The sequence below is a fragment of the Chlamydia caviae GPIC genome, from assembly GCF_000007605.1.
Classification (GTDB): Bacteria; Chlamydiota; Chlamydiia; order Chlamydiales; family Chlamydiaceae; genus Chlamydia; species Chlamydia caviae.
The window spans coordinates 1,057,843-1,074,485 of the sequence record NC_003361.3; the positions used below are offsets into that span (position 1 = coordinate 1,057,843).

The following is a 16,643-nucleotide window of genomic DNA, read 5'->3' on the forward strand; positions in this document are numbered from 1 at the left end:
TAATTAACTTTAAAACTAAAACATAAATAACAAGTGACTTTGATTATTTAATTATTTTAATTCTCTTTCTATTCTGAATAACTCATCCGTGATTGTTTGAGGAAGGTCTGACCCGAAGATCTTACAGTACTCACGAACATTAGCAACCTCTTTAAGCCATCCAGAAACATCTACAGATAGTAGATCCTGAAGAGCTTGTGAAGATAAGTTGAGGCCCTCTAAGTTTAAAGAAGATTCCTCTGGTAGATAACCAATAGGTGTTTTCTTAGCGATGGACTCTTCGCCGTTTGTCCTTCGGAAAATCCATTCTATAACACGAAGATTGTCACTAAATCCTGGCCAGATGAAATTGCCATCTTTATCCTTACGGAACCAGTTCACACCATAGATCTTTGGTAGTTTTAAACTTGTATTAGAAGCAAAGGATAGCCAATGATCAAAATAATGTGCCATGTTGTAACCACAGAAAGGCAACATAGCAAAAGGATCATGGCGTAACTTACCCTGCTCGCCAACAATAGCTGCAGTAGTCGCCGAAGACATGCTGGCACCAATGGTAACCCCATGCTGCCAACTTAAAGCCTCATAAACTAAAGGTATAGTCTCAGAACGACGACCACCAAAAATAATCGCCTCTATAGGTACACCTTCTGGACTATTCCATTGAGGATCTAAAACAGGACACTGTTTTACAGGAGCCGTAAATCTAGAATTCGGATGTGCTGCAGGAGCCCCTCCAGGTTGCCACGGATTCCCACGCCAATCTATAAGGCCTTCAGGAGGCTGACTCGTTAACCCTTCCCACCAAACGTTCCCATCTGGCGTTAAAGCAACGTTAGTAAAGACCGAATTAGTTTTGCAAGTAGCTAAAGCATTAGGATTTGTCGTTTCCGATGTTCCCGGAGCAACACCAAAGAAACCAAACTCGGGATTTACAGCATATAACCTGCCATCAGGACCAGGACGTATCCAAGCAATGTCATCGCCAATACATTCGACTTCCCAACCAGGAATTTTAGGCATGAGCATAGCCAAGTTGGTTTTACCACAAGCACTAGGGAAAGAAGCTGCGAAATACTTCTTCTGCCCTTCAGGATTAGTCACACCGATAATTAACATATGCTCCGCAAGCCAACCTTGCGAACGAGCTATATAAGAAGCTAAACGTAATGCTACGCTTTTCTTCCCAAGTAAAGCATTACCCCCATAACCACTACCAAAAGACATGACACTACTGTCATCTTGGAAATGCACGATACGCATATTCTTAGGATTGCAAGGCCAGGCAACATCTTTTTCACCTGGAGATAAGGGGGCACCCACACTGTGTAGACACTTATGGAAAGAACCTGTTGTTCCTAGAGATTTTAATACCTCCGCTCCCATCCGCGTCATGATCTTCATAGAACAAACAACGTATGGAGAATCAGTAAGTTCAACACCAATAAGAGAAAATGGAGAATTTAATGGTCCCATGCAAAAAGGAATCACATATAAGGTTCTTCCACGCATACACCCACGGAAAAGACCTTGTAATTCCTGACGCATCTCTTGAGGATCCCGCCAATTATTTGTAGGACCTGCATCCTCTTTTTTTGTAGTGCAAATAAAAGTAAACTGCTCAACACGCGCAACATCTTCAGGAGAAGAACGTACTAAAAAACAGTTGGGGTGTACGTCAGGATTTAAAGGAATAGCCACTCCTGATTTTTCCATTATGCCATAAACTTCAGCATATTCAGAATCGGAGCCATTACATATACGAATGTCGTCAGGAGTTACTAATTCAGCAACTTCTTGGATCCATTGTTTTAAACCTTCATGCTGAATTTCACTACTCCATGCACTGGTCATACCATATTCCCTTTGCGTTTTTTGAATTGATCTAAGTGTTCTAAAGCCTTTCCTGTTCCTAGACAAACAGCAAGTAAAGGATGAGGTGCAGTAATTACAGAAAGTCCTGTATTTTTACTCAAAGCTTTATCGAGACCTTTAATCAAGGCCCCACCCCCAGCCAATACCATACCACGCTCAACTAAATCAGCAGAAAGTTCGGGAGGACACTTCTCTAAAGTTAAACGGACGCATTCGATAATTTGTTGGATAGGCTCTGCTAAACATTCACGAATTTCAACAGAGTTAATCCTTTTTGTAATTGGCAGTCCTGCCACCTGATCACGACCGCGAACTTCCATTTCAAGTTCATGATCTCCCAAAGGATACGCAGAACCAATGGTGATCTTAATTTCTTCAGCAGTACGGGGACCAATCATAAGATTATACGTACGACGCATGTAATTGATAATGCATTCATCGAATTCATCACCAGCAATACGTAAAGAACGAGATTCTACAATTCCTCCTAGAGAAATAATAGCAATCTCCGTAGTTCCACCACCAATATCAATAATCATACTTGCAGCGGGTTCGTGAACAGGAAGATCCACACCAATAGCAGCAGCCATAGGCTCTTCTATTAAAATCACCTCCTGAGCTCCAGCATGTAAAGCAGAGTCTTCAACAGCACGCTTTTCCACACCAGTAATCCCCGAAGGTACAGCAATGAGAATTCTTGGTCGGAACATACTGCGAGAAGGCGTTACACGTTTGATCAACGCTTTTAACATTCCCTCTGCTATTTCAAAATCTGCAATCACACCGTCTTTCATAGGCCGGACCGCCATGATTTTCCTTGGGGTTTTCCCCAACATAGCCTTAGCTTTGTGACCAACAGCAAGCACTGTATGCGTTTGAGCATCGACAGCAACTACAGAAGGTTCACTAAGAACAATACCCCGTCCACGAACATATACTAAGGTGTTCGCAGTTCCTAAATCGATACCAACGTTGCCAGAAAAAAAGTTGAAAACTTTATCAAAACGGCCTAAAGTCTTGTTGTACAATCGATTGGAAAGATTTTTAATTTTAAATAAGCTTCGATGTGGGCTCATAGCATCATATCTGTAGCAATTCTAGCACTTCTTCCCAAGTCAACTTGGAAACGACTTCATCATCAGAGTTGATCACTTTCTTTACAAGGCTCTTTTTCCTGTTTTGAAGAGATAGAATTTTTTCCTCAATGGTATTTAACGTAACTAGCTTATATGAAGACACTGAGCGATTCTGCCCTATACGATGCACCCGATCGGTAGCTTGATTTTCTACAGCAGGGTTCCACCACATATCATAGTGAATTACCGTATCCGCACCAACAAGGTTCAATCCTGTTCCTCCAGCTTTTAAGGAAATCAGGAAAACTAGTAATCCCGGATCCTCGTTAAACTGATTGACTAACTCCAATCTGTTCTTGGTGGAACCATCTAAATAAACAAAGCGCACTCCACGAGCCTCTAGGTCTTTTTTGATGATGCTTAACATCTTGGTGTATTGACTAAAGAGAACCGTTTTATGCCCCGTCTCAACAAGAGAAGAAAGAAGATCCATCAGCAAATCATACTTTGCAGAATCGCCTGGTTCAGGAACATCTTTTGCAAAGATAGCTGGATGGCAGCAGATTTGTTTTAAACGTGTAAGCGTTGCAAGAACATGGATGTGTATACGATCGAATCCTTCTTGTTTAACCAAACGAGAAAGCTCTTTCTTCGCTGAAGCAGCATACGAATGGTACAACTCTTTCTGAGAATCTGTAAGATGACAATGGTACAGAATTTCTGAAACAGGCGGTAAATCTTCCAATACATCTTCTTTCATGCGACGAAGAATAAATGGCGCGACCTTCTTCTTCAAAGCAACCATATTGTCGGTCTTATTCCCCATGTAATTGCCTGTGCGGATATACTTACCAACAAAGCGGTCGTAACTACTCAATAAACCAGGCATCAAGAAGTCGAACAAGCTCCATAATTCTTCGAGAGAATTTTCGATAGGAGTACCTGTTAAGATTAACCTATGTCCCGAACGAATCATTTTTACAGATTTCGCATTACGCGTCGTGCGGTTCTTAATATGATGGGCTTCGTCTAAAACTACATAGTCAAAGACAAAATCCTTATAGGTGTCGATGTCCTTTTGCAACAGATTATAAGAAGTAATAGCAACATCATATTCCGACAAAGCTGCCAACTGTCTACGTCTATGAGAAGGAATTCCATCCACTATCATAGTTTTAAATTCTGGATTGAACTTGCGAAATTCTTCTTTCCAGTTATATACTAAGGATGTTGGACAGACGATGAGAGAACATCCCTTTCCCTTCTCTAATCTACTTTGTGTAATGGCAATAATTGCTTGCAGGGTCTTTCCAAGGCCCATATCATCAGCAAGAATACCGTTTAAATGCATTTTTCTAAGACGCTCTAACCAGTGAATTCCTTCTGTTTGGTAACTACGCAATGTCGCCTGTATTTGTTCAGGAACAGCTTGGAAATCAAAAGCGACTTCTCCACGAATTTGCTTTTGTATCTCAGCAAGTTTATCCGTCATTGTAAAATTGACTGGTAAACCTTTGAAAATCTCAGGAGAAATGCCTGTCAAACTCCATAAAGGACACTTTTCTACAAAGTTATCAAGAACCTTAAAGCCTATTTCATTAAAAATCTGAACAACTGGAGAGATCTTTTCTAAATCTAAAACTAAAATACATGGAAGTTTCGTAGTGCTAGAAGCTCTACCCCTTCTAGGAGTTTTTACATTACGGCCTTTCTTAGGCAACTCTAGGAAACGCTTTTTAGCACTTATACAATCCCAAAGTAAGTCTAAGCTAATTCCCTTCAGTAAGCCATTAACTTTGAGCTCGGCTTCATAAGTATTAACTTCTGAACTCTCTTTAAAGGAAAGATCAAAGACTGTTTCATCATAAATAAATTGATCCGAGAGCGTCTCAGGGCAGTTAAATGTAATCCTATGCTGATTATTCGGGATCGTTTCTGTCATAAACTCCACGATCTTCTTTTCACTTTTTACATGAAAAGCACCGTCGCGCTCGTCATAAATAAAGCCTGAGAAAACCTCTTCTGTAATCTTACGTTCTTCAACAAGATTCCTAGCTAAAATTCCATCATCACGAATAAACGCATGAACATCTTGGTATTTTAAAGCAAACGAAGCCGCAGGAATCGTGAGCGAATCATAGATAAAATGTAACTTCGCTTCTAACTCCCCATCTAAATAACTTATATTGCAGACTCCACGGATATCCTCAACATAAGGAAGAGTAACAAAGGGATTTAAAACTTCAACATTAGAAACCTCAGCGTATTCCTTAAACACAGGAAGCGCATTTTCCCGGAAAGATCCGAACAAAGCTTCCGGAATCGTGATATCTCGCAGCCTTAAGAAAGAACGTAAATGTGCTCGTCGAATCTGAGGAGCAAAATGATGGTAGACATTATTGTGGATAATTCCAGGTACATTAGACTCTAAAAGAATCGCCTGTTCAGGCTGAAGAGTTTCATCATCCACAAGAATTAATGGCGTCATTAATAGTGCCTTGTAGGGGGTATCGAAAAAATCTAAATCAAACTTCATCTTAGCGGCAGAAGCCGACCAATATAAAGGTTCTTCAAGGTTCCCACAAAACATACCTGAAAAACTTTCTTTCTCTCCGACTTGTCCCCCACCACGATCTGCCATCTGATGTTCATACATTTTTGCCAAAATCACACCTAATGATGTCAACGTCAGATAGGCTGATTTCAATAACTTTTCTTCAGGGGCTTGATTCGCATAACGAACATAACGGATCAATAAATCTATAAGTTTGCGATCGGAAACATTGAAAGATTGCATTGTGAAGAAGAAACGACGACCATTAAGGATTATCGGTTCTTGATACAAAACTCCTTCAAGGAAAGTTTTAATATTTGAAATATAAAATGGCTTAGAACGGCCAGGAAGACGTAAAACTAATTGGAATTCCACATGCTGATTCGGACGGAATACCTCGTCATTAGAAGCAACAAATAAAACAGCAAGTTCTGCAGAATTTTTTTCCAAATATTCCTGAGGAAGGAAAAATGGATTTGCACTCAACGCATTGGCTGCATGAACGTATTCACTTAAGATTTCTTTTTGATGCGCACGGTCTTTTCTTTCTTCTTCCCTACTTGCAGCAGCTACAAAAGTTTCTTGAAGCTCTTTCTTAACTTCTTCATTTATTTCTTGATTCGTCTCTAAATCAGCCTCCTGAGAGTAGGCCACCACCATTTCATTGAAATATTTCTCTAAGTAAAACAGTAGCGCTACTATGTGCTGACAGTCATAGTTATAAGAGCAATCACAGTTAGAATCTATAGTATCAGATTTCGAACGATCAACTTCTATTTCACATTCATATACGTTGTCGTATAGACCTCGAACCTGTGCTCCTATACACACCGACTCTCCATTCATTGACAGGATCTTCGCATTAATCACAGCTCCCTGGTCAAAAAGTTCCTTGCCATCTTGCAAAATATTAGCTGTAAAATCCCTTCGTAATTTGCGAAAATTAAGCATTGCTCCTCTAAACTATGGAGTTCTGATTGAATCAGCTTACTTGTACCTGTTTACCCATGCTAAATCAATGAAAAATTTTACCAGCCCCTTTCTCTTGTGTTTTAGGCTGTATTTTTTCACTAACTATTACTATTGTAATTGACTAGTCATTGATAAAAACTCATCAAATATCTAGAATATCACTTTTCTTGCGGGTGTAGCTCAGTGGTAGAGCGCCACGTTGCCAACGTGAAGGTCGTGAGTTCAAGCCTCATCACCCGCTTTTCCTTCCAGAAAAGCTTCAAAAGGTAGTCTTGTGTCGCGAAATTTTTCTAACGAGCAATTTTCTGTTGATTTAGAAGAACAATCAGGGTGCGTTGTTTCTGCTACAGTAAAAACCACACCGCAACTCTTAGATAAACTTCATAAACAGGCTATAAAAAAAATAAAAAAAGATGTTGTTCTACCAGGATTCCGCAAAGGTAAAGCTCCTGATGGAATTATCGTTTCTCGTTATCCTAGCCAAGTCACAAGAGAATTAAACCAATTATTGATTCAATCAGCTTACCAAGCCTTATCTACTGTAGGAGACCGACGACCTCTTTCTCCACAAGCCATCAAGTCTACATCTGTAGCAAAAGCAGATTTAAACGAAGGTGGACAAGTAGATTTCACTTACGAAGCCTTTCCTGTAATTTCTGATATTTCTTGGGACAAACTATCTCTAACAGAAGAAGCTCCTGTAAAAGATATCACTGATGAAGAAATAGAAAAGGGATTACTGAATATCTCTTATTTCTTCGCTACAAAAACTCCTGTAACTCGTCCTTCTCAAGAAGGAGATTTCATCTCCTTATCTCTTCATGTTTCCAAACAAAATGAAGAAGGAACTCCTACAGCAATCTTTGAAAATAAATATTTCAAACTCTGTGAAGAGGAAATGACCGATTCTTTCAAAGCGAAATTTTTAGGAATTTCTTCGGGTCATCGTGTCACAGAAATCATTACCTCTCCCGACATCCAATCATTTTTAAATGGGGATGTTCTAACCTTTACTGTTAATGCAGTCATTGAAGTTGTTGCTCCAGAACTTGATGATGAGAAAGCTCGTCAATTACAAGCTGAATCTTTAGAAGATCTAAAGAAAAAGCTACGCATTCAATTAGAAAATCAAGCAAAAGACAAACAGCATCAACAACGCTTTACTGAAGCGGAAAATGCCCTAGCAAACATTGTCGATTTTGATCTTCCAACATCTATGTTAGAAGATCGTTTAGCCATGCTAACGAGAGAAAAACTCCTCAACGCTCGTTTGATTCAATATTGTTCCGATGAAGAGTTGGAAGATAAAAAATCAGATTTATTAAAAGAAGCAGAAGCAGACGCTAAAAAAACTTTAAAACTATTTTTCTTAGCAAACAAGATTTTCACAGATGAAAAGCTTGTGATCAGCCGTGAAGAACTTCAATATATGATGGATGTATGCTCTAGAGAGCGTTACGGAGCCCAGCCTCCTCGAGATATATCTAATGAAGCTTTGCAAGAACTCGTGATGACTGCTCGCGATCGCTTAACTTACCATAAAGCTATGGAAAAAGTTCTACTCAAAGCGAAAGAATTAGCGACAGCACCCTCTGCGTAATTTAGCTAGAGGAAAACACTTGACCCAAGAAAGTCTTAAACATAGAATTCAACATTTTAATGCGTAGGCTTGTTTCCAAACAAAAAAGCATAAAAAATGAATGTATATATTGTTGGTATTGCCTTTACGCATCTTATATGTATATGCGGGAAAGAAACTATTTTGAGAGGAAATGCAAATGACATTGGTGCCTTATGTGGTCGAGGATACAGGTCGTGGCGAGCGCGCCATGGATATTTATTCGCGTCTTTTAAAAGATCGCATCGTAATGATTGGCCAAGAAATTACAGAACCTCTCGCGAATACCGTTATTGCCCAGTTGCTTTTCCTCATGTCTGAAGATCCTAAAAAGGATATTAAAGTTTTCATTAACTCTCCTGGCGGATATATCACAGCTGGATTAGCTATCTATGATACTATTCGTTTCTTAGGTTGCGATGTAAATACCTATTGCATAGGTCAAGCAGCTTCTATGGGAGCTCTGCTACTTTCTGCAGGAACTAAAGGTAAGCGTTATGCTTTACCTCATAGTCGGATGATGATCCACCAACCTTCAGGAGGGATTATAGGAACCTCTGCAGATATTCAATTGCAAGCTGCAGAAATTCTAACGTTAAAAAAACACCTAGCAAACATTCTTTCCGAGTGTACAGGACAATCTGTAGAAAAAATCATAGAAGATTCTGAAAGAGACTTCTTTATGGGAGCTGAGGAAGCTATCTCCTATGGTCTAATTGATAAAGTGGTCTCTTCGGCAAAAGACACGAAAGATAAGGATACTATCTCCTAGAGAGTCATTATGAACAAAAAAAATCTCACTATTTGCTCTTTTTGCGGGCGTTCTGAAAAAGATGTGGAAAAACTTATCGCAGGTCCTTCTGTTTATATCTGTGATTACTGCATCAAGTTATGCTCAGGGATTTTAGACAAGAAACCTACTTCTACTCCATCATCAGGAACGCCTACAGAAACTACGCCTCAGCATTCGGATCTTCAAGTTCTTACTCCAAAAGAGATCAAAAAACATATCGATAAATATGTTGTAGGCCAGGAAAGAGCAAAAAAAACCATAGCTGTGGCAGTATACAACCACTATAAGCGCATACGTGCGTTATTAAACAATAAACACGTAAGCTATGGGAAATCCAATGTTTTACTCCTAGGCCCTACAGGATCAGGGAAAACCCTTATTGCTAAAACCTTAGCAAAAATCTTAGATGTGCCTTTTACCATTGCTGATGCCACAACTCTTACAGAAGCTGGCTACGTCGGTGAAGATGTGGAAAACATTGTTTTAAGATTGCTACAAGCTGCTGATTATAATGTTGCCAGAGCAGAACGTGGGATTATCTACATCGATGAAATTGACAAGATTGGTAGAACTACTGCTAACGTTTCTATCACTCGCGACGTTTCCGGAGAGGGTGTTCAGCAAGCGCTATTAAAAATTATAGAAGGAACTACTGCTAACGTTCCGCCTAAAGGAGGACGTAAGCATCCTAATCAAGAATATATCCGTGTAAATACAGAGAATATTCTTTTCATTGTTGGTGGTGCTTTCGTCAATTTAGATAAAATTATTGCCAAACGTTTAGGAAAAACTACAATCGGATTTTCTGACGATCTAGGAGATTTTTCACAAGAAGATCGTGATCATTTACTTACTAAAGTAGAAACAGAAGATCTTATTGCCTTTGGTATGATCCCTGAATTTGTTGGTCGATTCAATTGCATCGTTAACTGCGAAGAGCTCTCTTTAGACGAGCTTGTCGCTATTCTTACCGAACCTACAAATGCAATTGTAAAACAGTATATCGAGCTATTTTCAGAAGAAAATGTGAAGTTGATATTCGAAAAAGATGCCCTATATGCTATAGCGAAAAAAGCTAAGCTGGCAAAAACGGGAGCTCGTGCTTTAGGTATGATCTTGGAAAACCTCCTCAGAGATCTGATGTTTGAGATTCCTTCCGATCCTACCGTAGAGGCAATAAGGATTCAAGAAGACACAATCTTAGAGAATAAAGCTCCGGTAATTATCAGAAGAACTCCTGAAGCTATAGCTTAAATTTCTTCTCTTCTTTATTTAGGGATGTAATGACAACGATCGCCCTAGAAGCTGCAAAAAAAATTCTCTTGAAATTGCGTAACTCTGGTTACCAAGCATATTTTGTTGGTGGTTGCGTTCGCGATATGCTCATGGGGAAACCCATAGAGGATATCGATATTGCCACCAATGCTCCCCCCGTCATTGTTTCTACTATCTTTACCGACACTTTATCCTTAGGTGCTGCTTTCGGCATTATCGTTGTTAAAGAAAATAACCGCTTATTTGAAGTAGCCACATTCCGTAGTGATGAAAATTATGAAGATGGACGCCATCCCGAACGCGTTGTATTTTCATCGATGAAAGAAGATGCCCTACGTCGAGATTTCACAATAAATGGGATGTATTATGATCCCTTTGAAGAGAAACTCTTTGATCTTGTTGAAGGAAGAAGAGATCTTGAAAAACGCGTTGTACGTGCCATTGGTCATCCTAAATTACGTTTTTCAGAAGATAAACTCCGTATACTACGTGCCGTACGCTTTAGCAGCTCATTAGGCTTTTCTCTAGACCCAGCTACAGAACGCGCGATTATTAAGGAAGCCCCCACCCTAGTAAATTCCGTATCTCCGGAAAGAATCTGGCAAGAACTAAGGAAAATGCTGAAAAAAAATCCTTATGAAGCCTTGTCCTTATTGATAAAACTGAAGATCATTACCGTGATTTTCCCAGAGCTTCGCGATGTTCCCCCTAGCCTATTACGAGTCAATATCGAGTTTGCCAAAAAACTTAATCCCCTAGAATTTCCGGAAATTTGCTTCCTACTCCCCCTATTTCAAGGAGTCAGCGAAGAAGCCGCTTGCGTAGCATTTACCCGCCTACGGGTATCAAACAAAGATTTAAAACTAATACAACTATGGTATCAAGCACTTCCACAATTTCAAAATATTAGTAATAATCGTGTTTTTTGGGCTCATTTTTTAGCCTCACCAACAGCACATCTATTTCTATCCCTATTTTCAGCAATCCAAAAAGACCCTTCCAAACAGCAGCATTTTATTGCTCGCGTTCAAGAATTAGAAACACGCCTAGAACAATTCATTTTAAGAATCAAAACTTCTTCACCCCTGGTTTCTGCTCCAGACCTTATTTCTAGAGGGATTGCACCAGGTCGACTACTCGGAGATCTTTTAAGGGAAGCTGAAACACTTTCTATAGAAAATGAGTGTCATGACAAAGAAAAAATTTTATTGCTTCTAAAGGAAAAAGGCTTCTGGAAGTAAGATTTATCTTAAAATAAACTTCTCCCTTAAACACTCAATCGATTTTATTTCTTTAGATTTAATTTTTTAGCTTTTATTATTTTCTCTGTAATTATTCAAAACTGAGATTAACTGGCTTATCATGCTACGGATCGCTATTTTAGGAAGACCTAACGTCGGGAAATCCTCTCTTTTCAACCGCATGTGCAAACGATCTTTGGCTATTGTCAACTCCCAAGAAGGGACAACACGAGATCGCCTATATGGAGAGATACGTGGATGGAGTGTTCCTGTACAAGTAATTGATACTGGGGGCGTTGATAAGGATTCCGAAGATCACTTCCAAAAGCACATCTACAAACAGGCTTTAGCGGGAGCTAACGAAGCAGATATTTTGCTGCTTGTTGTGGATATTCGCTGTGGCATTACGGAGCAAGATGCCGAGCTAGCCAAAATGCTGCTTCCTTTAAACAAGCCTTTGATCCTCGTCGCGAATAAAGCGGATACTTTCAAAGATGAACATCGTATTCATGAATTATATAAACTAGGAATCTCTGAGATTCTTGCTGTATCAGCAAGTCATGACAAACATATTGATAAGCTTTTACAAAGAATTAAAACTCTCGGTAATGTTCCTGAAGTTGTGGAAGAATTTTCAGAAGAAGAGGTCGAAGAAGAAGCCGTTCCTTCAATGGAACTACTCTCCAAAGAGCCTTTATCAGATTATGAAGAAGAAGAAATCCCCTTCTCTACAACATCAGCACCAGATAAACCTCTAAAAATTGCTCTTATTGGTCGTCCTAATGTAGGAAAATCTTCCATTATTAACGGACTATTAAATGAAGAGCGCTGCATCATCGACAATGTCCCAGGGACAACTCGCGATAACGTCGATATTCTATACTCTCATAACGACCGCTCGTATCTATTTATAGATACAGCCGGTCTAAGAAAAATGAAAAGTGTAAAAAATTCTATAGAGTGGATCTCTTCATCTAGAACAGAAAAGGCTATAGCACGCGCAGATGTTTGCTTACTAGTCATTGATGCTCAACATCATTTATCTTCTTACGATAAGCGCATCCTTTCTTTAATATCTAAACATAAGAAACCTCATATCATCCTCGTTAACAAATGGGATCTGATAGAAGGTGTACGTATGGAGCACTATATCCGCGATTTACGTGCTACTGATGTTTATATCGGTCAATCTAGGATTCTCTGCATATCAGCAGCGACAAAACGTAATCTACGTCATATCTTTTCATCAATTGACGAGCTCTATGAAACCGTATCCAGTAAAGTACCGACACCTGTTGTTAATAAAACACTCGCCTCAACACTACAAAAACATCATCCTCAAGTAATTAATGGAAGAAGATTGCGTATTTACTACGCCATTCATAAAACGGCAACACCCTTCCAGTTCTTATTATTTATTAATGCAAAATCATTACTAACTAAACATTACGAGTGTTATTTAAGAAATACTTTAAAATCATCTTTTAATTTATACGGGATACCTTTTGATTTAGAATTCAAAGAAAAAACGAAAAGAACAAATTAATTTGTTTAAAAAATAAAATATTATTATTACAAAAATAATAATAACAAATTAATTATTTCTTGGAGACTTTAACCATGAACCATGATCATTATGACGCATCAGAAGCTGATTACCACCACTCACTAGATGAACTTCTCTATCAATCAGAAGAAGCTTTCTCCTTGGATAAATACCAAGAAACTGGAGTTTATGTTGAAGAAGACAAGGAAAACGGCGATCTCCTTATCGTTCTTGGAGAATCTATCCTTAAAGGCGTTATACGTCAATTCTATATCAGTGATGATAACCACGCGTACACACGTAGCTGCCTGACAGGAGATTGGGAATTATGGTTTAATATTCCTCCAAAAACAATAGAAAGCAAAACTTACGACTTTAACTCTCTATTAGAATCCGATTTCCTTCTTACTACAAATGTAGAAGCGTTTGCAAATGCTCCTAAAGATTTCCCTAAAGGTTCAGAATCCTTAAATAACATTATTATTTGCATGACGACTCGTAATCGCGATCATCATGTACAGTTTCTGATTGGGGATAATCATAGAACATTTTGGATACGCCACCATGATGGAGATGCATGGTCTGAGTGGTCCACATTCATTTAAAATTATGCATTGGAAAGGGGAAAAGGCTGGAAGCTAGCCCAGCCCTAAAAGCTCTTTCTTATTCGTCGTCGTCAGCATCACTGATAACAGTTAATTCCATAGGACCAAAGTTCTCATCATTTTGGAATGATGTCGCAACAACAGGAATCACGTTTTGCGGTCTTTGTTCCCTAGTCATAGTTAACTCTAGACGGAATAAATGTTTTACAATGGCAATACGAATATCTCGAACAAGACTTTCAAATAGTAAGAATGACTCGTGTTTAAATTCGATTAGAGGATCTTTCTGACCCACCGTACGTAAACCTACTTCACTACGCAGTAAATCCATATCTACAAGATGAATTTTCCATTGCTCATCGATATGCATAATCATTACTGAACGTATGATGTCTCTACAAATACCTTTAGCATCAACATCATCTCCAGCAGCTGTAGTGATTTCCTCCACCATAGAAGAAAACTTATTTTGGAAAACTTCTATCAAATCTTCCGCTACTTGTTCTGCAATAGCGTCTAAAGTTGTTAACTTACGCAACTCATCAAGATTTAACTTTATAGGGAAGGAATAGTTCATCCACTCTTCTAAATTAGGAAGAGAGTGGCCCGTAGGGTGGTTACGACTTGTAATCAATGAAGCTATCATTAACGACACATGATAGATCGCTTCCTTAGCTAAGGGGAAGACATCCTCAGAACGTATAATCTCATTACGAAAAGCATAGATGGTTTGTCTTTGCTTATTCATAACATCGTCATACTCTAGAGTATGTTTTCGAATCGTGTAATTCCTTGCTTCAACACGCTTTTGAGCAGTTTCAATCAGCTTGTTAAACATAGGATCTGACATTGCCTCTCCTTCAGGAGGACGGAAATGTCGAATCAAAGCATTTAACTTCGGCGAAGCAAATAAACGCATTAAACGATCTTCAAAAGATAAGAAGAACTTCGCAGCACCAGGATCTCCTAAACGGGCACAACGTCCACGTAACTGCCGATCAATACGTCGAGACTGATGGCGGCTTGTACCAATAACATGAAGACCACCAACGACTACAGCTTCCTCATCTAACTTAATATCTGTTCCACGACCCGCCATATTTGTAGCAACAGTAACAGCACCTAGCTTCCCAGCTGCAGCAATAATCTCCGCTTCTTGAGCATGATTTTTCGCATTTAAAACCGTATGATCTATGCGATTCTGTTTCAAAATACGAGAAAGCTTTTCAGAGACTTCAACAGACTCTGTCCCTATAAGAATAGGATTACCCTCTTTGTGCACACGAGCAATTTCATTAACGATCGCATGATACTTCTCACGCTCTGTCATATAAAATTCATCATTATGATCTATACGTAAGCACGTTTTAAATGTAGGTACTTGTAAAACGTATAGATTATAAATCTCTTTAAATTCTTTAGATTCGGTAATCGCTGTTCCGGTCATACCTGCAAGCTTTTCATAAAGACGGAAGAAGTTCTGTAAAGTTACCGTCGCAAAAGTTTGTGATTCCTTACGGATGGTGACATGTTCTTTTGCTTCTATTGCTTGATGGAGGCCTTCAGAAAAACGACGACCAGGTTGTGGACGACCTGTATGCTCATCAATAATGATAATTTGATCATCACGGACAATATAGTCCACATCACGTTCCATAAGAAGTTGCGCTCTCAAGAGCTGTCGCAAACCATGTGCACGAGCTTTTCTTTGAGTATCTTCTTCAGAAACGGCAATTTTTCTATTAATTTTATCTGTTGGAGAGAGAGATTCGTCACTATCTATGAGAGAGTATTCATGCCCCATATCCATCATGACAAAATCTTCAGCAGAGCCTCCGGCCTTATCAACCCACTGCTGCATACCGCGGTCTGTCAATTCAAAATCATTATTGTGCTCATCAACAATGATATAAAGTTGAGATAACTGCTCTATACTCTCTTCCTTATTTTGCTCAGCATGATAATAAATATCCCACTTATCAATCATAGCGCGCAAATCTGGGTGTTCACGTACTCTACGTAAAACACGATTCAAAGGCATTCCCTTACTAACCAACCATAAACTACGGCAAAATTCAGAGATCCCTTCGACAACTTTTTTATCCTTAGGAAGGATATCCATGTCTAAGTAAAGTTCTAATCCCCTTCTAGCCTCAAGAGCTAATTGGTTGCATAGTTCCCTTTGCAATTGAACTAATCCAGCAACCTTATCTTTAAGCTCAAAATAAACAGGATTATGTTTCTCTCCAGGTCCGGAAATAATTAAAGGAGTTCTTGCTTCATCAATTAAAATTGAATCTACTTCATCAATAATAGCAAAATAGAAGCCACGGCCTACCTGCTCATCAACAGAAGTTGCTATAGAATTATCTCTAAGATAATCGAATCCAAATTCCGATGCTGTGCCGTAAACGACGTCACAACGATAGATTTCTTTTCGTTTTTCTAAAGGAGAACCTGCGATCAATACTCCGGTAGTTAAACCCAACCAACGCAATATAGAGCCAACCCATTCACAGTCCCTTTGAGCAAGGTAGTCGTTAACTGTGACCAAATGCACAGGCTTGCCTGTTAAAGCATTCAAATATAAAGGCATAACTGCTGTAAGAGTTTTCCCCTCGCCTGTTTGCATCTCAGTGATAAAGCCTTTATGCATAGCTATGGCACCGAGAATCTGAACATCATAGGGAACCATGTCCCAATTCTGATGATAACCAGAAACTTCTACAGGGGTTCCTGTTAAACGCCTACATACGTTTTTAACAACGGCATAAGCTTCGGGAAGCATATCGTCTAAGGATTCGCCTTCCTGATAGCGTTTTTTTAACTCTACTGTTTTATTACGCAACTCCTCATCGGACAAAGGAGCAAGCATCTCATCATAGAGATTTACCTTATCCACAAGTTTTTGAAATTTTTTTAAGGTACGCTCTTGAGAAGATCCAAAGAAACGTTTAAGAAAATCTAACATACGTCGCTTAATTCAATATAATTGCTTGGAAAATAATCTATTAATTCCTACGTGAACTCATCTGTCAATACCATACTCGATTCCAGTGAATAAAAGGAACAAAAGTTCCCTTGCTTG

10 protein-coding genes and 1 tRNA gene are annotated in these 16,643 nt (G+C 39.1%); 7 read left to right on the forward strand and 4 right to left on the reverse strand.

All coding sequences use genetic code 11. The features are described from left to right. Positions 1-51 precede the first annotated feature (51 nt). From CCA_RS04605 to CCA_RS04615, 3 genes are read right to left on the reverse strand one after another with little or no spacing between them, the layout of a single operon-like run. Positions 52-1,854, reverse strand: coding sequence for a phosphoenolpyruvate carboxykinase (GTP) (locus CCA_RS04605; RefSeq protein WP_011006869.1), 1,803 nt, complete (start codon positions 1,852-1,854; stop codon positions 52-54). Next, positions 1,851-2,951, reverse strand: coding sequence for a rod shape-determining protein (locus tag CCA_RS04610; protein ID WP_006343575.1), 1,101 nt, complete (start codon positions 2,949-2,951; stop codon positions 1,851-1,853). Before CCA_RS04610 ends, CCA_RS04605 begins: the two co-directional genes overlap by 4 nt. A 4-nt stretch (positions 2,952-2,955) precedes the next feature. Further along, positions 2,956-6,456, reverse strand: a complete 3,501-nt coding sequence (locus CCA_RS04615; RefSeq protein WP_011006870.1) for a DEAD/DEAH box helicase — start codon at positions 6,454-6,456, stop codon at positions 2,956-2,958. Between the two features lie 190 nt (positions 6,457-6,646). On the opposite strand from CCA_RS04615, the gene CCA_RS04620 reads away from it, so the two are divergent. The 7 genes from CCA_RS04620 (at position 6,647) to CCA_RS04650 (ending at position 13,555) form a co-directional block, all read left to right on the forward strand. Beyond that, a tRNA-Gly gene (locus tag CCA_RS04620) sits at positions 6,647-6,718 on the forward strand. Between the two features lie 33 nt (positions 6,719-6,751). Then, positions 6,752-8,077, forward strand: coding sequence for a trigger factor (tig, locus tag CCA_RS04625; RefSeq protein ID WP_011006871.1), 1,326 nt, complete (start codon positions 6,752-6,754; stop codon positions 8,075-8,077). A 178-nt stretch (positions 8,078-8,255) separates the two neighbouring features. Beyond that, positions 8,256-8,867, forward strand: coding sequence for an ATP-dependent Clp protease proteolytic subunit (locus CCA_RS04630; protein WP_011006872.1), 612 nt, complete (start codon positions 8,256-8,258; stop codon positions 8,865-8,867). A gap of 9 nt (positions 8,868-8,876) precedes the next feature. Next, the gene (clpX, locus tag CCA_RS04635; protein ID WP_011006873.1) at positions 8,877-10,142 is read left to right on the forward strand and encodes an ATP-dependent Clp protease ATP-binding subunit ClpX; all 1,266 of its coding nucleotides are present in this window, start codon (positions 8,877-8,879) and stop codon (positions 10,140-10,142) included. Between the two features lie 29 nt (positions 10,143-10,171). Then, entirely contained in the window at positions 10,172-11,404 is a 1,233-nt protein-coding gene (locus CCA_RS04640; protein WP_011006874.1) for a CCA tRNA nucleotidyltransferase, read from the forward strand. Positions 11,405-11,525: 121 nt separating this feature from the next. Beyond that, the gene (gene der, locus CCA_RS04645; protein WP_011006875.1) at positions 11,526-12,950 is read left to right on the forward strand and encodes a ribosome biogenesis GTPase Der; all 1,425 of its coding nucleotides are present in this window, start codon (positions 11,526-11,528) and stop codon (positions 12,948-12,950) included. A 74-nt stretch (positions 12,951-13,024) separates the two neighbouring features. After that, positions 13,025-13,555, forward strand: a complete 531-nt coding sequence (locus tag CCA_RS04650) for a hypothetical protein (protein WP_011006876.1) — start codon at positions 13,025-13,027, stop codon at positions 13,553-13,555. A gap of 58 nt (positions 13,556-13,613) precedes the next feature. Here CCA_RS04650 and secA read toward each other — a convergent pair whose 3' ends face one another. Beyond that, on the reverse strand, positions 13,614-16,526 hold the full coding sequence (gene secA / locus CCA_RS04655; RefSeq protein ID WP_011006877.1) for a preprotein translocase subunit SecA: 2,913 nt from the start codon (positions 16,524-16,526) through the stop codon (positions 13,614-13,616). Between the last annotated feature and the right edge of the window lie 117 nt (positions 16,527-16,643).